The sequence below is a fragment of the Streptomyces sp. CB03234 genome, from assembly GCF_001905885.1.
Classification (GTDB): domain Bacteria; phylum Actinomycetota; class Actinomycetes; order Streptomycetales; family Streptomycetaceae; genus Streptomyces.
Genome location: NZ_LIYH01000005.1, coordinates 449,444 through 467,039, shown reverse-complemented (window position 1 = coordinate 467,039; position 17,596 = coordinate 449,444). Strand labels below are relative to the sequence as shown.

The window sequence follows — 17,596 nt, the reverse complement described above, 5'->3', positions numbered from 1 at the left end:
TCCGGCGCCGGTCAGGATCCGGTGCTGATCCGGATCAGGTGCCGATCAGGATCAGGTGCCGATCCGGACGTCCGCAGGGGCGCCCTGGCCCAGCCACCGGGCCAGGGCCACCGGGTCCGGCGGGCGGCCCGAGCGGCCGCTGACCGCCCGGTGGACGGCCGCGACCAGCTCCGGCACCTCCGTCAGGGCCCTGACCGCCTCCGGCGCCTCCCCGGTGTCCATCAGCACCAGACGCAGACCCGTCCACGCCCCGGGCCGCCGGCTCAGGTCCCGGAGGTGAAGGCGTCGCGCGCCGGCCGCGTCCCCGCAGGCCCACAGCAGGTCGCCCCGGCTCGCCCCGGTGACGCCCGGCACGGTCTCGCCGGGGCGGTCACGCATCGTGTCGAGGGCCGCCGGGTCCATCAGGCCGATGCGTACGAGCATGGCGCGGGCGTCCAGGTACCGGGTCCCCCGGTCCCGTGGCGCCGCCTGGCGCACCGGAAGCCCTGGGCGCCTCCCCGCGCTCCAGGCGGCCGCCAGGGCCACCACGTCCTCGGGACACGGGCGTACGTGTGCCAGTCGCCACGAGGCCCGGTGGTCGGCTGCCATCCGGCGGGCGAGCCGCTCCTCGGGGCCGTCGCCGCACGCGTCGCCCAGCCGGCGCACGGCACCGAGCAGGTCCTGTAACGCGCTGCGGCCGGTGGTGGTCAGCGCCGGATCGGCGGCCAGTTCCGGCACGACCCGTCGCAGCTGTCCCAGCCACAGGGTGCTGTCGAACCGGGCGAGGCCACTGCCCGCGTCCCCGGGGTGCCGGATGGCGTACGCCTGCCAGAACCGGGCCACCGCCGCGAACGCGTACGCCCCCTGGAGCATTCCGCCGAGCGGGCGGGGATCGTCGCGCCAGGGCGCGTAGTACAGCCGCCCCGTCTCCCGCGCCTCGTACAGCGGACGCAGGTGCATCAGCGCGCTGAGCTTGCTGTGCTGGAGTTCGTGGACCAGCGTCGCCGCGCACAGGGCCACCGACTCGGGCAGCGAGGACGCCATGCCGCCGACGCCGTGCCCGCTGGTGACACTGCGGACCCGGAAGGGTTCGTGGGCGGGCATGGGCTGGAGGGAGCGCAGCAGTACGGCGGCGGCGCGGGCGGTCGGCGGGTCGACGTCGGCCAGCAGGGCGTACGCCTCGCGCAGCAGGCCGCTCCAGGTGCCGTACGCGGCCCGCGTCAGCCGCTCGGCCGCCCCGTGGGGCAACGGGGCTATCCGGTGGGTGCCCAGGTCGTCCAGGACGATCCGGCGCGGGCCGCCGGGGGTGAGGGCCGTACGGCGCACCGGCAGCCATCCGGGTGCGTGCCGCTCGGGCCGGCTCGGCGGGGACAGCCGGCCGTACCGGCCGCTGATCGTCAGCCGCCCGGCGCAGGCCCGTATCTCGGCCGTGTCCCAGGGGGCGTGGTGGCGATGCGGCGTGGCGAGCCGGGCCAGGCCCAGCGTGGGCAGCCGGACCGCGCCCCGGTGAGCGGGGACGGGCAGCGAGAAGTCGAGTCCGGCACGGGCGGCGGCGACAGCGGCCAGCGTGTGGAGGTGGCCGCTGTCCGCCCACAGCGGTGTGCCGTCCCGCCCGGGGGCGCGCAGCCGGGCCAGCAGCCGGTTGAGCCAGAGCCCCGTCTCGGGCAGCAGGAGGAGTTCCTCCACAGGAGCCGGGGCGTGCCGCTGCGCGGCGGCCAGGAGGTCCCAGGCCCGCTGGGGGGCGGGCAGGGGCCCGGTCACCCCGGTCAGCGGGGTGAGGGTGTCCATCAGCAGATCGAACAGCAACAGGCGATGGCTGAACTCGGCCCGGGCCAGCGTGGTCAGAGCGCCGGTGCCGCCCTCACCACGGGCGAGTTCGTGGAATTGGCGTGAGGTGAGGGAATGCCGCGACTCCGCTTCGTGCGTCGGGTCAGGGCGCATACCGTCCCTCTGCGTCGCCGCCGTGCCGGCGCATCAGACCGTCCAGCTGCCGTTCTCGCTGCCCGGTGATTCGTTCCCGGCCGCGCGTCCCGCGTCCGCCAGCAGCCGGGCCTTGGCCGCCGCTCTGCTCTCGTCGGGACCGGAACGCAAGTCCTCCAGGGAGGTGCCCGTGAGATCGGGCAGGTCCGACATGATGGCGGTTTCCGGCTTTTCCACTGCCGTAGACCTCCCCCGGTGTCCGAGCGGTGTTCGATCCGCCGCCCTTACATGATGTCCTAAGCACCCACCGCTGGAAACATGCGCTACCGGACAGCCTGCACCCCGCCCGGGGCGCCGTGGCCGAATCGCGGAGGCTCAACCGCCGTTCGCACCGGGGTCGGTGAACCATTCCGGGTAGTCCCGCAGAACCTCCAGGAGGGCCTCCGCCGCCGGTGTCCCCGGGTCCACCAGGGACACCGCCTCCCACAGGGGGGTCAGTCCGTCGCTGAAGGTCACGCACGTGTCGATGAGCCCCAGGATCTCCAGGCGTGTCTGCGCCTGTCTCGGGACGCTGCCCGCCATGGCGTCGGGCAGGAGGCCGATGATCTGGCCGCGCGACTCGGGGCGGCGCATCACGTCGACGGCGGCGAGCGCGTCGTGCAGGCGGCGTTTGTCGGCCAGTTCCAGTCTGCGGCCCGGTGTCGCCCGCCGGGGGGCCGGGACCGTGGGGCGGTGGCCCACGGTGCGGTGCGCTTCGCCGTCGCCCTCGAACCAGAGGGAGGTGGTGTTGCCGAACGTGCCGCGCAGCGCTTCGGCGAGCGGCCGGGGCGAGGTGCGCCAGTCGGGGTGGTCGCGCAGCAGGCGGAGGGCCTCGGTGCTGAACACACCGGAGCGCATGCCGTTGCGGGTGGTTTCGCCGGGGCCGCAGGCGAACAGGACGTACTGGTCGGCCTGTTGGCGTGGGGTGGCGCGGGGCAGGGGATCGGGGCGCAGCGCGCCGGCGGTCGCCGTCGTGTCGGCGTACGTCTGGCAGGCGTCGAGGAGCCACAGCTGGCGCGGGTGGCCGGGGGCGCCGTCGGAGCGGTAGAGGGCGAGGGCGGCTTCGACGTCGAGGCACCGCAGGTCGCGCTGGACGGCGTCGGCGAACAGCAGCCGGCGGTTGCGGTCGGCGTCGATGAGCCCGTGGCCGGACCAGGCGACGAGGAGCCAGTCGCTGCGTTCGTCGGCCAGTTCCCGGGCCAGCACCCGGTGGACGGTGTCCCGGTCGGCCGGCCGGTGGGGCAGGCCGGCGGTGTCGGCGAGCGCCCGGTTGCGGGCGAGCGGTGACAGCAGGAGCGTCATGTCCCGTTCCGCCACGCCGAGTTCGCGCAGCCAGCGTACGTAGCCGAGCGCGTCGCGCACCGGTCCGTCCAGGTCCCAGGCCGACCCCGCCTCGTAGGACTCCACCCCGGCCACGAGCGCCCGCATCCGTACCTCCCCTGCTCCAGGGTAGACCTCAACGGCCGTTGTCAGCACCGATGTTCAGCAGCTCCAGGGCCTCCTCCCAGCGGAAGCCGTCGGCCGTGGTGCGGCCGGGGTCCTGGGTGCCGATACGGACGCCCATCTCGCGCAGCGCGTCCAGGCTGCGCCGGTAGGCGGGGTGGGCGGCCTGGGCGGTGCTGAGGCACGGGAGGGCGGCGGTGGGGACGCCGGCTCCGTACGCCTCGCAGAGGATGCCCAGCGCGAGGGTGTCGGACATCCCGGCGGCCCACTTGTTGAGGGTGTTGAAGGTGGCGGGCGCGACCGCGATGGCGTCCGGGTCGGGCAGCGGGCGCGGATCACCGGGGCGGCGCCAGGCGGACCGGATCGGGTACCCGGTCTGCGCCTCGATGGCGGGGGCGTCGATGAAGCCGAGGGCGAGGGGGGTGGCGACGACACCGACGTCCCACTGCCGCTCCTGCGCGGCCGTGATGAGCTTGCCGACGTCGCCGGCGACTCCGGCCGCGCAGACGACGACGTACAGGAAGGACTTCGGCCGGCGCTGGTGGGGCACGTGCGGTCTCCGCTCGGTGAGGGTGGCGTGGCGTACGTCGATGGTGGCGCAGTGCGCACGGCGCGCGGTAGGTACCCTGAGCCCGTCGCGGACTCTCCCATCACCTCGCCCGTACGGCGCAGTTGTTCCGCCGGCGTCGGCTGGGGTGGCGGATCGATCGGAATCAGGCAGGTGCACAGGGTGCTGGTGGCGGATCGGTACCGGTTGGAGTCGCCCATCGGCCGCGGCGCGATGGGCGAGGTGTGGCGTGCCACGGACGAGGTGCTGGGCCGGCCGGTGGCCATGAAGCTGCTGCTCGGGGACGATTCGGACGCGGAGACGGCGGCGCGTTTCCGGCTGGAGGGGCAGACGGCGGCCCGGCTGAGCCACCCGCATGTGGTGGCGGTGTTCGACTTCGGGGCGTGGGAGGGCCGTTTCTACCTGGTCATGGAGCTGGTGGAGGGCCGAAGCCTGGCGCAGGAGCTGGCGGTCGACGGGTCGCTGCGGGCGCCGCGCGTGGCGGCGGTCGCCGCGCAGACGGCGGCGGGGCTGGCGTCGGCGCACCGGCAGGGCATCGTGCACCGGGACATCAAGCCCGGGAACCTGATGTCGGACGCGGACGGGACGGTCAAGCTCGGGGACTTCGGGATCGCCCGGTTCGTCGACGATCCGGCCGCCGCGCTCACCACGGCCGGGCAGATCGTCGGCACCAGCCTCTACCTGGCGCCCGAGCGGGCGCTGGGGCAGCCGGCCGGTCCGGCGTCCGACGTGTACTCGCTCGGGTGCGTGCTGTACCAACTGCTGACGGGACGCCCGCCGTTCCACGCCGACACCGCGACGGCGATCCTGTACCAGCACATCGACGCCGCGCCGGTGCCGCCGCTGCGGCTCGGGGTGGACGTGCCGCCCGCGTTCGAGAACTACCTGCTCGGGATGCTCGCCAAGCAGCCGGAGGAGCGGCCCACCGCCCAGGAGGTCGCCGACTGGTTCGCCTCCGGCGCCTGGCAGGGGCGGGCGCAGTCACTCCCGGACCCGAACCCGGCGCCGGCCGCCGGGCCCGCCCCCGCGTCGGGACCCCGGCACGCGCCGGGCGTACACGCGCAGGGCCCCGGGCACGCCGCGCCCATGGCGGCGCCGCCCGCCCGTCCCGGCGGCCCGCTGCCGACCCCGGCCCCGGCCCCGGCGCCCGCGCACGGGTCGCCGGAGAGCGGCACCGCGACCACGTACATGCTGCCCAGCACCCCCCGCCAGGGCGGCCGGGGCCGCCGCGCCCTGCCCGCGCAGACCGGCACGGGCGCCGCCCGGCAATTCGTCAGGCGGCGGCCCCGGGTGGCGAGCCTGATCGCCGGGTCCGTGGCCTTCTTCGCCGCCGTACTGGTCGGCATGGCGCTGTTCTCGCCCGACACGACCTCGCCGGACACGCCCCAGGTGGAGATCGCGGTGACGCCGAGCACCCTGGGCGCGCACGACGGGCACTGAGCGGCCCGGCGCGGCCTGGAGCGGCCCTACGGCACGTCGGTCATCGTGGGCATGTCCCCCTGGGCCGTGCTCATGTCGATGACGGAGAACGACGCGCCCTGCGGGTCCCTCAGCGTCGCGAACCGGCCGAACGGGGTGTCCATCGGCCCCCACAGCACGGCCCCGCCGCGCTCGGTGGTCTTCGCCACCGCCGCGTCGCAGTCGTCGACGCCGAAGTACACGTTGATGTACGGCGGGACCTCCGGCAGGAACTCGTCCGTCATCGCCATCCGGCCCAGTACGGGGTCGTCGCCCACGTGGAAGACCCTGAAGTCCATGTGGTCGGGGGTCTCCATCGTCTTGGCGCGGTACGGGAAGACGGCGGGGAAGAAGGCGTCGGACGCCGCCGGATCGCGGGTGAAGACCTCGGACCAGCAGTACGCGCCGGTCGCGCCACGCGCCTGGAACCCCTCATGGGTGCCCGCCTGCCACACCCCGAAGACGACACCACCCGGGTCGCGGGCCAGCACCATGGACCCGAAGTCGCCGACCCGCATGGGGCCCGTCATCACCTCGCCACCGTTGTCGCGGATCTTCCGCGCGGTGGCCTCCGCGTCCGGCGAGGCGAAGTACAGGCACCAGGCCGACTGCTCCTCCGCGCCGGGCATCGGCGGCACGACGGCCGCCACGGCCTTGCCGTCCGCGTACGCCTCCGTGTAGTCGCCGAACTCCGACGACGCCTCGCCGAACGTCCAGCCCAGTACGTCGCCGTAGAAGCTCTTCGCGCCCTCGACGTCCGTGAACATCGCGTCCGCCCAGCACGGCGCGCCTTCGGGTTGTACCGCCATGGTTCCGTCCCTTTACCGCTCACACTCGATACGTGGTCCGATTTGTCACGCTAGCGAGCGATACCCCGGTACGCTCGCCGAAACCGGGAGAGGCGCGGACGGAAACTCGACCGAAGGTCGACCCGACACCCTTGACGAGGTGTCATAATGCGAACGTAGCCCATCGTGCATCCCCCGTCGCGATGGGCTACATCCCTGTCCGGGCCCCGGCCCCGGCCCCAGTCCGGGCACATCGCATCAGGCATACGCCGGCATACACGGGCAAGGGACTCCCCTCGTGGCCCCCTGCCCGTGTTTTTTCGAGTTAACAGTGACGTAGAGTGCTTGCGCAAGTCTGCTTCTGATGCTGGAGTGGGATGCTCCACTTTGTCGCTGATGCAAAGACGCCAACGTTCTGTGTCGATTACAGTACGAGCCCGTTGACCGAACTCGAACATCGCGCGACGTGGGGACCCGGATGGACAACGGCGAACAGCGCAACGGCGAACAGCGCCCGCCCGAACTGCGGACGTTGCGGCAGAAGGTCGAGTACATGGTCGAGAAGACCTTCCCGGGCCAGAAGATCTCCGGACGGGTCTTCGCCGACCTGGTCAAACAGCGCGGCGGCTCCCTCTCCCACAGCTATTTCTCCAACATCCTGGCCGGCAAGGTCACCCACCCCTCCGAGGACATCCTCAAGGCGCTGGGCCTCGGCTTCGGCGTCGACTGGCGCTTCTTCAAGGACGAATCGGAAGTCGTCGGCGATGTCGTCGCCGGCCTGCAATTCCTCGCGAAACGGCGCACCGGGGACATCAGCGCGGTCGCCGCACGCGGCAACGACGAGGACGGGATCCCGGCGGAGCTGCTGGAGTTCGCCCTCTCCCTGCTGGAGGAGACCAAGCAGAAGGACTCCGACGAGCAGCGACCGGACGGCCGGTAAACTCGCGGATCATCACGAGGGCAAGAGGCGTTCATGTCCATGCGCGAGCTGCGGAAAGAGTGCGAAGCCGGACTCGCCGACCTTCCCATCCCGGCCCCCTTCACCATCGAAGGGCTCGTGGCCAACATGGAGGTCGCCCGGGGCCGCACCATCGTCCTGCGCGAACTGCCCGACCACCTGGCGCGCGTCAACGCCGCCTGCGGGCTGCGCCTCAGCTCCGGCACGACCAGCATCGTCCTGTACCGCAAGCGTCCGACCGCGTACCAGACGCAGCACGTCATCCTGCACGAGCTGTGCCACGAGTGGTTCGACCACGGCACCTCCCTCGACGCCGGCCAACTGCGCCGCCTCCTCCCCGTGTTCGACACCTCGCTGATCTCCCGGGTCCTGGACTCGGGCGCCACCGTCCAGGCCCGTGCGCAGTACGACACGCACGACGAGCGGGTCGCCGAGTTCGGCGCCTCGCTCATACCCCGGATGGCGCGCGACGTGACCAGCGACGACATGGTGGGACGGCTCGCCAACTCGCTGTCCCGGCCCGTCGCCCACCGGCGGCGCCGCCTCTTCCGACGTACCCCCAAGGATTCCGCGTGACCGCCCTCGACCTCGCCGGCTACCTCATAGCCGGCCTGATGACCGCCGTCGCCCTGTGGCGCATGCCGGCCGCCCTGTGGGGCGACGAAGAGGACCGGCGGCGACGGGCGCTGTGGGGCTGTTACGCGGGGTTCGCCGCCGCGCTGTGGACCAAGACCGAGGCCGTACGCACCGGGCTCAACAACAGCCCCGTCGTGGACCTCGCCGTCCTCATCAAGCACTACACGGCGACCATCGCGATCCTCGCCATCCTCAGCTACATCGTCGCCATCTACGGCCACTACCCGGAGGGCGGCGGCGTCCCCCGGCACGTGCGGTTCGCACGCGTCGTCCAGCACGTGGCGGCGAAGGCGTCCGTCGCGACACTGATCCTGCTGACCGTGCTGTTCTTCACGGTCGTCGACCGGTCCGTCCCCTCCGACCGGTTCGTCTCCGACCACGCCGGGCAGTGGGGCGCCACGCTCTACATGAGCGTGTTCTACCTGTACTTGGGCGCCGCGTCCGCCGTCTGCGCCTACCAATGGGCGCTCGCGACGGGCAACGCGCGGCTGCGGCACCTCAGGGCCGGGCTCGGCATGATGACCGCCGCCATGTTCATCGGCGTGGGCTACACCGTCAGCCGCACGCTGTTCATGTGGATCAGCGTCGTCCACCAGCCCGGCCACGGCTTCGCGCAGACCTTCGACAAGGTCACCGAGCTGGCCCAGATCCTGCTGTTCGCGCTCTTCGCGGTGGGCGCTTCCCTCCCCGCGTTCAGCAAGGGCTGGCGGCGCGTGAAGCTGTGGCGGGCGCAGGCGCGGCTGCACCCGCTGTGGCGGGAGCTGATGACCGCCTTCCCCGACCAGCCCTTCGAGCCGCCGGCCCCGCTGGTGCGGGAGCTGACCCGGTTCGACACCCCCGCCGACCTGCGCGTCGACCGGTGGGCCGCCGACATCGCCGACGCGGTCGAGAAGCTGCGGCACTACGTGCCCGACGGCCTGGTCGGCGCGGCCGCGCACGCCGCCGGCGGCCCCGGCCCGCTCGCCGACGCGTACTGGATCAAGGCCGCCCTCGCCGCCAAGGCGGGCGGCGCGCCCGCCGGGAAGGCCGCCGCCGTCGAGGCCAGGCACGCCACCGACCAGGACGACGAGGTGGCGTGGCTGGTGCGGGTCGCGGCCGCGTACCGCAGAGCCGACGACGACCGGGCGCGTGCCCTTCTCGCGCCCCTGGAGCACAGCGCATGACCAGCACGGACACCACCGCCCGTACCGACACCGCCCGTACCGTCACCGACGTCCTCCAGCCCCGCAACGTCCTGCTCGTCGGCATGCTCGCCATCGGGTGGGCGGCGGCCGGTCACTGGAGCGGCCTGCCGTGGGGCCTCCTCGGCGCGCTGTGCGCGGGGCTGATCCCCGCCGGGTACATCGAGTGGGAGCGGGGGCGCGGCACGTGGGGCGACCGGCACGTCGTCGACCGCACGAAACGCGCGCCGATCTTCTTCGTGATACTCGGCTCCATCGGTACGGGCTCGGTGGTCATGGTCCTCGGGCACGCCCCCACGGGCATCCTCGTGGCGATGCTCGCGCTGTGGGTGATGACGGTCGGGCTGCTGGTGGTCAACACCGTCTGGAAGATCTCGGTCGACTCGGCCGTCGCCTCGGCCGTCGTCGCCCTGCTCTCGGTGGTCCACTCGCCCTGGTGGCTGGCGGCGTACGCGATGACCGTCGCCGTGTGCTGGTCACGCGTGGCGCTCGGGTACCACACGGTGGCGCAGACGGTGGCGGGCGCGTCGCTGGGCGCGGCGACGGCGGCGGCGTCCTGGCTGATGTGAAGCGCGGCTGATGTGAAGCCCGGCTGATGTGAACCGGCGGCCGTGAACCGGCGGCCGTGAACCGGCGGCCGTGAACCGGCGGCCGTGAATCAGCGGCTGTGAAGCCCTGCGGCTGTGAGCCGGCGGCTGTCAAGCCCGGCGGCTGTGAACCAGCGGCTGTCAAGCCCGGCGGCTGTGAACCGGCCCCCGCCCGGTGTCACCCGGTGGCCAGCAGCTCCGCCAGGAACGCGTCCAGGTCCTCCAGCCGCTCCTGCCCCGCCGGGACCTCCTCGTAGGTCCGCGCCAGGAAGCGCCACAGCGACGGCACCCACACCGTGAACACGGCGGTGTTCAGCAGCTCGATACGCAGCTCCTCGCGGCTGCCGTTGAGCGCCGGCCACATCCGTACGTCACCCTCGCCGACCGGCTGCGCCATCCCGTCCCGCAGCATGTCGCGGTCCAGGCGCCATTCGGCGTACACGAACCCGCCGTGGGTGAAGCCGACCGTGACCGCGTACGGGTCACGGGCGTCGTAGACCAGGTGGGCCAGGACGGGAAGCTCGTGGCCGTCCGGCGAGAGAAGCCGCATGAAGACCTTGTCGCGCAGGACCGCGTTCATGTCGTTCCTCCAGAGGGATGGGGGACGAGGACCCCCTCTCAGGTGCCCCGGGAAACCCGCGATACTCCGGTCGGCCGCACATCACCCTGCGGCCGCTCCGGCCCGTCCATACCGTGGCTGAATGATCGTCAGTTCCCTCGTGGCCGCCGCCCTGCTGCTGCTCCCGTCGATGCCGGCCGCCGACCCCGCCACCGGCCCGCGCCCCGTCGAACCCGTGCCGCCACCGGCCGCCGTACCCGTCGACCCGGCGGTCCTGCACCGCCCCGGCACTCAGGTGCGCCTCCCGCCCGGCGTCAAGGCCCCGCCCCGGCTGTCCGCCCGGTCGTGGCTGGTCGCCGACGCCGCCACCGGTGAGGTCCTCGCCGCCCGCAACGCCCACCGGCGCCTGCCGCCCGCCTCCACGCTCAAGGCCCTGTTCGCACTGGCCGCGCTGCCCGGCGTATCACCCGAGCGGCAGCACACGGTCAGCAGGCACGAGCTGCGGGGCATCGGGGACGGCAGCAGCCTGGTGGGCGTACGCGAAGAGGTCACCTACCGGGTCGCCGACCTGTGGCGCGGGGTGTTCCTCAGCTCCGGCAACGACGCCGTCCGCGTCCTCGCGGGCCTCAACGGCGGCTGGGCGGAGACCGCCCGCGAGATGCAGGCCACCGCCCGGTCGCTCGGCGCCCTCGACACCCGGGTGGTGTCCCCCGACGGGTACGACGCGCCCGGCCAGGTCTCCTCCGCCTACGACCTGGCGATCTTCGGCCGAGCGGGGCTGCGCAACCCGGACTTCGCCCGCTACGCCGCCACCGCCTACGCCAAGTTCCCGGCCGGCCGCTGGTCCTACAGCATCCGCAACACCAACCGGCTGCTCACCGGCGCCGACGGCGTACGGCGCTACCCGGGGATCCTCGGCATCAAGAACGGCTACACCACCAACGCCGGCCACACCCTGATCGCCGCCGCCCGCAAGGGCCCGCGCACCCTGGTCGTCTCGGTGATGAACCCCCGCCGGGGCGGCGCCTACGCCGTGTACGAGGAGGCCCGCGACCTGCTCGACTGGGGCTTCGCGGCGGCGCCCCACGCCCGCCCGGTGGGCTCCCTCCTCCCGCCGCGCGCTTCCCTCCCGGTCAGCGCGGCGGCCCCGCCGGCCCCGGCGCCCGCGCGCTCGGTCCCGCCGACCGCCGCCGTCTCCGTCGCCACCCTGCCGGACGGGGCCCACGGAGACGGCCCGCACCTCTTCCTGCCCCTCACCTTCGTCGGGTCGGCGTGCCTGGCGGCAGCCACGCTGTGGCTGGTGCGCCGCCGTGCGCCGCGCTGATTCACAGGGGCAGGTCGTCCGGTTCCGGCAGAACCCGGAACGCCTTGTGACGGCCCAGCGGCCGCACGGCACGGAAGTCCTGGCGGTCGAGGGTGAGAACGACGTCGGTGTCGTACTCGGCGGCCAGGGCGACGTTCACCGCGTCGGCAAGGCCGAGGTCGAGCGCGCGGTGGCGGGCGCGCACCGACTGCGCCACGCCGAGAGGGTCGTCGGTGATCTCCGGAACGGCGACGCGCCCTCTGCGCGTCCAGAGCCGGATGTCGTCCACGGCGCTGACCGCGGCCTCCCGGCCCAGCTCCCGCGTGGCGACGTGGTCCGGCTCCGCGAGCAGCGACGCCGTCCTTCGTGGGCGTGCGTCCCGCGCCCTCGAAGGTGCGGGAGAACAGCGGCTCGTCCCATGTGACGCCTTGCCGCGCGTGCCCGCCCGCCCTCCGCCGTCATCCATGACACTGCCTCCATGACACCCATCCCCGTGATCCTGGACTGCGACCCCGGGCACGACGACGCCTTCGCCATCCTGCTGGCCGCCGCCCACCCCGCCATCGAGCTGCTCGCGATCACCACCGTCGCCGGCAACGCGAGCGTCGCGAGGACCGCCCTCAACGCGCGCCGCGTGTGCACGGTCGCCGGTATCGGGGGCGTACCGATCGCCGCCGGGCTGGCGCTGCCGCTGCACGGGGCCGGGATCGTGGCCGGCGACCTGCACGGGGAGTCGGGCCTCGACGGCCCCGGCTTCGGCGAGCCGACCGTCCCGCTCGACCCTCGCGACGCGATCACGCTCCTGCGCGAGACGCTGCTCGCCCACCCCGCCCCCGTGACGCTCGTCCCGACCGGACCGCTCACCAACATCGCCGCGTTCCTGCTCGCCCACCCGGCCCTGGCCGCCGACCGGGTCGACCGGATCGTGCTGATGGGCGGCTCCACCGGGCGCGGCAACCGCACCCCGGCCGCCGAGTTCAACATCGCCGCCGACCCGGAGGCCGCCGACATCGTGTTCTCCAGCGGGCTGGACGTCACCATGATCGGGCTGAACGTCAGCCACCAGGCCCCGGCCACCCCCGACGTCCTCGCCCGCCTGGAGGCGCTCGGCACGCCCCTGTCACGGCTGTGCGTCGACCTGCTGACGTACTTCGGCACCACCTACCGCGAGGTCTTCGGCTTCGCCGCCCCGCCCCTGCACGACCCGCTGACCGTCGCCCACCTCATCGACCCGGACCTGATCACCACGGTCCGCGCCCCGGTCGCCGTCGAGCTGACCGGTACGCACACGCGCGGCGCCACGGTCGTCGACCTCGACGGCGTCACCGGCCGCCCCGCCAACGCCCGCGTCGGCACCGCCGTCGACGCCCCCGCCTTCTGGGACCTGATCATCGACGCCGTACGCACGCTGTCCGGTCGCGCCGCTACTCCTCCGAGCAGTCCAGCCCCTCGCGCGAACCGCTGAGCCGTTCCAGGAGGGTGCGCAGCGAGGCGCGATCCCGCTCGGAGAGGGCGGCGAACAGCTCGCGCTCAGCCGCGTTCAGGGCGGTGTCGACCTCACGCAGCGTCGCCGCGCCCTTGTCGGTGATCTCGACGATGTGGCGGCGGCGGTCGGCGGGGTCGCGGCGGCGTTCGGCGAGGCCGGCGCCCTCCAAGTCGTTGAGGATGGCGACCAGTTGGCTCGGGTCGACCTCCATCGTGTCCGCGAGCGCCCGCTGGCTCGTGGGGCCGGCCGCGAGGTGCATGAGCGTCATGGCCTGACGCGGCGGCAGTCCGGTGACGCCGAGCGCGCGGCGGATCCGGGCACCGGCCAGCTCACCGCGCCAGGCGAGGACGAATCCGAGGCGGTCCGTGGGGGCGGGGTTGCCGTCTGCTGCTGCCATGCGCACACCGTAACAGTCACTCCATTGTGGAGCTGAAGAAATGATTGATACTCTTCAATCATTCCGAGCCATCCACTATTGGGGTGCATCAGATGTTCATCGCGTACGCCGTCGTCGCCGGGGCCCTCGCCCTCGTACTCACCGCCTCCGCCACCTTCACCTACGCCCGCAACGAGCAGATCACCGGCTCCATGACCAAGCTCGGCGTCCCGGACACATGGCTGCCCGGCCTCGCCACCGCGAAGGCGGCCGGCGCCGCGGGGCTGCTCCTCGGGCTCGTCGTGCCGTTCATCGGGTCCGCCGCCGCGATCGGCGTGGTGCTGTACTTCCTCGGTGCCGTCATCACCCACGTACGCGCCCGGGACTACGCGCTCGCCCCGGCGGCCGTCCTCACCCTGGCCGCCGGAACCGCGCTGATCCTCCGGATCGCGTCGATGTGACGGCCGGCGGTCAGCGACGCAGCGCCCACTTCTGTACGGATTCCAGCGGACCCGTCGGGAAACGGCGCAGCCACAGCTTGGAGCCCACCAGCAGCACCACCGACACCGCCGCCCACAGCCCCATCACCCACCACGGCCGCCACGGCTCACCGAGCTCGGCCGCCAGGCCCAGGCCGATGCCGTACGAGACGAGCATGCAGATCACGTTCTGCGCGACGTAACCCGACAGTGCCATCCGGCCCACGGACGTCAGGCCGTTCATCACCGGCCCCGGACGCCGCACACGGTCCACCACCGCCCCGATCAGGCCGATGTACCCGACCGCCATCAGCGGCGCCGCCCCGTACCGCCCCAGCAGGAAGAAGTCCCCACCGCCCACCGCGACCGCCACGTTCAGCGGAACACCCAGCCCCAGCCCCCACGCCAGCATCCGCGCCCGGATCCGCCGCGCCGCCTCGTCCGCCCCGAAGGCGCCCGCCCGGAAGAGCCGTACGCCGAGGAGGAAGAGGAACAGGAGCAGGAAGAACGTCAGGACCGGCTCCATGCGCAGGGCGATCGCGTTCTCCAGGCGGAAGGCGATCTGGTCCGCCCAGCTGCCGTGCGCGTACAGGTCGACGACCTCCCGCGAGACGCCGCCACCGTCCGCCGGGGAGCCCTCCGGGGCCGACGCCAGCGCCGCCGTCAGCAGCCCGATCACCGTCAGGTGCACCCCGGCCGCCCACCACATCACGCGCCGCCACGCCCGCTCCGAGCGGGTCAGCAGCCAGGCCACGAGCAGCGCGGTCACCGCGTACCCCATCAGCACGTCCCACGCGAAGACCAGCACGAAGTGCACGGCCCCCTCCCCGAACAGGAACAGCGCCCGCCACTTGTACCGCCCCGGCCACGGCTGCCCGCGCCTGGCCGCCGAACCGTACTGGATCGCCAGCCCGACCCCGAACAGGATCGTCAGCATCGACAGGAACTTCCCGTCCGCCAGCAGCCGGAACACACTCTCGGCCGCGTCCGGGAACGACCCGAACGACGTCTCCCCCAGGGAACCTTGCAGGACGCCCCACTCCGCCCCCGGCCCCGTGAACACCCACACATTCGTCATGAGCGTCCCGAGGATCGCCACCCCGCGCAGTACGTCGAGGAGGGCGAGCCGTTTCGGGGAACCGGCGGTCGTCGGTGCGGGAACGCGAAGAGTCTCGGTCATACGTCCAGCGTCCCGGCGGCCGGGGCCCGAAACGTCGTGAGCACAGACGAACTCGCGCTACATCGAAGGATGTACGTCCACGCAAAACGCGGTGGACAAGCGGACCACCCCCGCCGGATAGTGCGCCTCATGGCTTCTCTCGTGCGCCACCTCACCTTCGACTGTTCCGACGCCTACAGCCTGGCGCAGTTCTGGGCCGCCGTCCTCGACGGCAAGGTCACCGACGAGGACTCCCCCGGCGACCCCGAAGCCCTGGTCGTCGCGCCCGGCTCGGCGCTGCTGTTCGTGGCCGTGCCGGACACCAAGACCGTCAAGAACCGGGTCCACGTGGACCTCCAGCCCCAGGACCGGTCCCGGGACGAGGAGGTCGAGCGCCTCGTCGCGCTGGGCGCCACGGTCGTCGCCGACCACCGCGTGCCCGACGGGCGAGGCTGGGTGACCCTGGCCGACCCCGAGGGCAACGAGTTCTGCGTCGAGCGGGGCCTCGCCGAGCGGGACGACGCGCCCTAGAGGGAAGACCGGCTCACGCTACGGCGCCCTCCCCGCCCCGGGGCGGGCGTGCTGGTCATCGCTGGCCGTGTGGGCCGCCGCCCTTGGGGTGGGCGGTCCGGTCATGGTGACCGTGCGGGCCACCGCCCTCGGGCTGGGCGCCCAGCCCATGGTGGCCGTGTGGGCCGCCCTCTCTCCGAGTGTGGCGGGCTCCAGCGCCCCCTCAAGGGCGCTTCGCGTCGGCTTCGCCGATGGGCTTCGCCCACCCTTGACCGGCCGCCTCCGCCCGCCTTTTCCCACTCGGAGGGCGGCCCGGGGGAACGGGCCCAGGAGGGGCGCGCCTTTCCCCGTGCCGTTCGTGGCCAGGAGGCGGGCGCTGGAGGGGCGCGGCAGTGGAATGGGGTGCTCACTGTCGGCTCGGCGGCGGGCCGCCGTCTGTGGGTTGCGGTACAAGACCTCGCTCCGGTGAGTGGTGGGTGCGCCCCAGTGGCATGGGGCATCCGGGCCCGGCTCGGCGGCTGCGGGTGGGTGAGAGGTTGGGGTTCAGGCGGGTGGCTGGGGTGGGGCGGGGGCTGGGCCGGGGTGTTGCCCTGGCGGAGCGGCGCCCGAGGCTCACCGGCCCCGCCTGCCACGCAGGGCAGGTCCCACCCGTCTCCTCGGTCACAGCAGCGCCGGGATGGGGGAGTTGTGTGCGGTGTGGGACACCTCCCCGCCGTGGTGTCGGGGGCTGTGGGTGTCCGATCCTGCCCAGAACTCCGGTGAGGCGAGACGGGTGTGACTGGAGAGGGCGGAGGGGCCCGCCCGGTAGGTCCGATGACGTGTCCGGGCCCCCCGGGGACGCACCTTGCGGGGCACCGGTGACCGGACCCCGCCCGACTCCTCGAGGCGAGGGGGCTGGGTCCCGGATGCCGGGGCCGACCTGGCACCGTCACGGGGCACGACGGCTGACAGGACGCCTCACCGGTCCCCGCCACCACACCGGCACCACAGCCGGGGAGTTGTGTGCGGAGCAGGACACCTCCCGACCACGAGCATCCCGACACGCGTGTCCGATCCCGCACACAACCCCAGTGAGCCGACACGACTGTGACCGGAGAGGCCGAAGGGGCCGCCCCTTCCCGGACTTCGAGCGCCCCGGGCAGGGCAGCAGCAGGCATGCCACGGCGGCCGGTGTCGGAGGCCGGGCCGACCCGGCCGCGCCCGACCGTCCGGAGGCCCCGGCCCCGGGCCCGCCGGAGACCAGGCCGCGCCGGGAGCTTCACCGCCCCGGCACCCGGTGCCCCCGCCGGGTCCCGGCCGGACAGGGCTACACCCCGGCCCAGCCCCGAACCCACCCCAGCCACCTGCCTGAACTCCGACCCCTCACCCACCCGCAGCCGCCGAACCCAGCCCAGATGCCCCACACCACTGGGGCGCACCCCCACCCACCGGAGCGAGGTCTTGTACCGCAACCCACAGACGGCGGCCCGCCGCCGAGCCGACAGCGAGCACCCCATTCCACTGCCGCGCCCCTCCAGCGCCCGCCTCCTGGCCACGAACGGCACGGGGAAAGGCGCGCCCCTCCTGGGCCCGTTCCCCCGGGCCGCCCTCCGAGTGGGAAAAGGCGGGCGGAGGCGGCCGGTCAAGGGTGGGCGAAGCCCATCGGCGAAGCCGACGCGAAGCGCCCTTGAGGGGGCGCTGGAGCCCGCCACACTCGGAGAGAGGGCGGCCCACACGGCCACCATGGGCTGGGCGCCCAGCCCGAGGGCGGTGGCCCGCACGGTCACCATGACCGGACCGCCCACCCCAAGGGCGGCGGCCCACACCGGCCGCCATGAACAGCACGCCCACCCCCGGAGCCTGTTGACCGTTTCGTCCGCGTTTATGGGGTACCCGTATCGCATGAAGACGCAAGCAGGGCCCAGCAGCGAGTCCGTGCCCGGCATACCCGAGGTCACGGAGTCCCTTGACCGGCCGATCGCGATGAGGCGTGAGCTCCGTGGACGTATCCGCCTGTACCAGGCCGCCGTTGTCGGTACGGAGCCCGAAGCTCCCGTGCGGGACGGCAACATCGTCCGGGGCGAGGACTGACAGGAGCCGGTGACCCGTTCGGCGGGTCCGGCCGTGCGGGCGGGCCCGGGCGCACGCACCGTGGGGGAGTGACAGCGACAGGCAACGCGTACGTCTC

Annotated in this window: 19 protein-coding genes; 10 read left to right on the top strand and 9 right to left on the bottom strand. The window is 73.3% G+C overall.

Annotation, left to right across the window (positions count from 1 at the left end; translation table 11 throughout):
• Nucleotides 1-51: 51 nt before the first annotated feature.
• The 4 genes from AMK26_RS23475 to AMK26_RS23460 form a co-directional block, all read right to left on the bottom strand.
• Complete coding sequence (locus AMK26_RS23475) at nucleotides 52-1,920, bottom strand: HEXXH motif domain-containing protein (RefSeq protein ID WP_073756690.1); 1,869 nt, start codon at nucleotides 1,918-1,920, stop codon at nucleotides 52-54.
• Between the two features lie 33 nt (nucleotides 1,921-1,953).
• Entirely contained in the window at nucleotides 1,954-2,136 is a 183-nt protein-coding gene (locus tag AMK26_RS23470; RefSeq protein ID WP_073756689.1) for a hypothetical protein, read from the bottom strand.
• Between the two features lie 138 nt (nucleotides 2,137-2,274).
• Nucleotides 2,275-3,366, bottom strand: a complete 1,092-nt coding sequence (locus AMK26_RS23465; protein ID WP_073756688.1) for an effector-associated domain 2-containing protein — start codon at nucleotides 3,364-3,366, stop codon at nucleotides 2,275-2,277.
• A gap of 28 nt (nucleotides 3,367-3,394) precedes the next feature.
• A complete protein-coding gene (locus AMK26_RS23460) occupies nucleotides 3,395-3,931 on the bottom strand; it encodes a flavoprotein (protein WP_107421028.1) in 537 nt (178 codons plus the stop codon).
• A gap of 180 nt (nucleotides 3,932-4,111) precedes the next feature.
• Between AMK26_RS23460 and AMK26_RS23455 the strand changes: the two genes are divergently transcribed.
• A complete protein-coding gene (locus AMK26_RS23455; protein WP_073756687.1) occupies nucleotides 4,112-5,389 on the top strand; it encodes a serine/threonine-protein kinase in 1,278 nt (425 codons plus the stop codon).
• A 26-nt stretch (nucleotides 5,390-5,415) separates the two neighbouring features.
• Here the strand turns inward: AMK26_RS23455 and AMK26_RS23450 are convergent, their stop codons facing one another.
• Nucleotides 5,416-6,216: a VOC family protein gene (locus tag AMK26_RS23450; RefSeq protein ID WP_073756686.1), complete on the bottom strand. Its 801-nt coding sequence runs from the start codon at nucleotides 6,214-6,216 to the stop codon at nucleotides 5,416-5,418.
• A 457-nt stretch (nucleotides 6,217-6,673) separates the two neighbouring features.
• Here AMK26_RS23450 and AMK26_RS23445 point away from each other — a divergent pair, with 457 nt between their 5' ends.
• Genes AMK26_RS23445 through AMK26_RS23430 form a run of 4 tightly spaced genes read left to right on the top strand, consistent with a single transcriptional unit; the run spans nucleotide 6,674 to nucleotide 9,539 of the window.
• Nucleotides 6,674-7,135 carry a hypothetical protein gene (locus AMK26_RS23445; protein ID WP_073756685.1) on the top strand — a complete coding sequence of 154 codons (462 nt, stop codon included), beginning with the start codon at nucleotides 6,674-6,676 and terminating at the stop codon, nucleotides 7,133-7,135.
• Nucleotides 7,136-7,168: 33 nt separating this feature from the next.
• Nucleotides 7,169-7,729, top strand: a complete 561-nt coding sequence (locus AMK26_RS23440; protein WP_073756684.1) for a toxin — start codon at nucleotides 7,169-7,171, stop codon at nucleotides 7,727-7,729.
• Nucleotides 7,726-8,952 (top strand): MAB_1171c family putative transporter, encoded by a 1,227-nt coding sequence (locus AMK26_RS23435; protein WP_073756683.1) that lies wholly within the window; start codon nucleotides 7,726-7,728, stop codon nucleotides 8,950-8,952. The genes AMK26_RS23440 and AMK26_RS23435 overlap by 4 nt, the downstream gene beginning before the upstream one ends.
• Nucleotides 8,949-9,539, top strand: a complete 591-nt coding sequence (locus tag AMK26_RS23430; protein WP_073756682.1) for a hypothetical protein — start codon at nucleotides 8,949-8,951, stop codon at nucleotides 9,537-9,539. The genes AMK26_RS23435 and AMK26_RS23430 overlap by 4 nt, the downstream gene beginning before the upstream one ends.
• 196 nt (nucleotides 9,540-9,735) lie before the next feature.
• Here AMK26_RS23430 and AMK26_RS23425 read toward each other — a convergent pair whose 3' ends face one another.
• Nucleotides 9,736-10,137, bottom strand: a complete 402-nt coding sequence (locus AMK26_RS23425) for an SsgA family sporulation/cell division regulator (RefSeq protein ID WP_073756681.1) — start codon at nucleotides 10,135-10,137, stop codon at nucleotides 9,736-9,738.
• A 121-nt stretch (nucleotides 10,138-10,258) separates the two neighbouring features.
• Here AMK26_RS23425 and AMK26_RS23420 point away from each other — a divergent pair, with 121 nt between their 5' ends.
• Nucleotides 10,259-11,440, top strand: coding sequence for a D-alanyl-D-alanine carboxypeptidase family protein (locus AMK26_RS23420; RefSeq protein WP_073756680.1), 1,182 nt, complete (start codon nucleotides 10,259-10,261; stop codon nucleotides 11,438-11,440).
• A 1-nt stretch (nucleotide 11,441) separates the two neighbouring features.
• On the opposite strand, the gene AMK26_RS23415 is transcribed toward AMK26_RS23420, so the two are convergent.
• Complete coding sequence (locus AMK26_RS23415) at nucleotides 11,442-11,885, bottom strand: VapC toxin family PIN domain ribonuclease (protein WP_241838035.1); 444 nt, start codon at nucleotides 11,883-11,885, stop codon at nucleotides 11,442-11,444.
• A gap of 12 nt (nucleotides 11,886-11,897) precedes the next feature.
• Here AMK26_RS23415 and AMK26_RS23410 point away from each other — a divergent pair, with 12 nt between their 5' ends.
• Nucleotides 11,898-12,884 carry a nucleoside hydrolase gene (locus tag AMK26_RS23410; protein ID WP_073756679.1) on the top strand — a complete coding sequence of 329 codons (987 nt, stop codon included), beginning with the start codon at nucleotides 11,898-11,900 and terminating at the stop codon, nucleotides 12,882-12,884.
• Here AMK26_RS23410 and AMK26_RS23405 read toward each other — a convergent pair.
• Complete coding sequence (locus AMK26_RS23405) at nucleotides 12,844-13,302, bottom strand: MarR family winged helix-turn-helix transcriptional regulator (protein ID WP_073756678.1); 459 nt, start codon at nucleotides 13,300-13,302, stop codon at nucleotides 12,844-12,846. The genes AMK26_RS23410 and AMK26_RS23405 overlap by 41 nt on opposite strands.
• 92 nt (nucleotides 13,303-13,394) lie before the next feature.
• Here AMK26_RS23405 and AMK26_RS23400 point away from each other — a divergent pair, with 92 nt between their 5' ends.
• A complete protein-coding gene (locus AMK26_RS23400) occupies nucleotides 13,395-13,742 on the top strand; it encodes a DoxX family protein (protein WP_073756677.1) in 348 nt (115 codons plus the stop codon).
• A 10-nt stretch (nucleotides 13,743-13,752) separates the two neighbouring features.
• On the opposite strand, the gene AMK26_RS23395 is transcribed toward AMK26_RS23400, so the two are convergent.
• A complete protein-coding gene (locus AMK26_RS23395) occupies nucleotides 13,753-14,940 on the bottom strand; it encodes a DUF418 domain-containing protein (RefSeq protein WP_073756676.1) in 1,188 nt (395 codons plus the stop codon).
• 129 nt (nucleotides 14,941-15,069) lie between these two features.
• Here AMK26_RS23395 and AMK26_RS23390 point away from each other — a divergent pair, with 129 nt between their 5' ends.
• Both AMK26_RS23390 and AMK26_RS36765 read left to right on the top strand, forming a co-directional pair.
• The gene (locus tag AMK26_RS23390) at nucleotides 15,070-15,450 is read left to right on the top strand and encodes a VOC family protein (RefSeq protein ID WP_073756675.1); all 381 of its coding nucleotides are present in this window, start codon (nucleotides 15,070-15,072) and stop codon (nucleotides 15,448-15,450) included.
• Nucleotides 15,451-17,310: 1,860 nt separating this feature from the next.
• On the top strand, nucleotides 17,311-17,499 hold the full coding sequence (locus AMK26_RS36765) for a hypothetical protein (RefSeq protein WP_143608611.1): 189 nt from the start codon (nucleotides 17,311-17,313) through the stop codon (nucleotides 17,497-17,499).
• The last annotated feature ends 97 nt before the right edge of the window (nucleotides 17,500-17,596 follow it).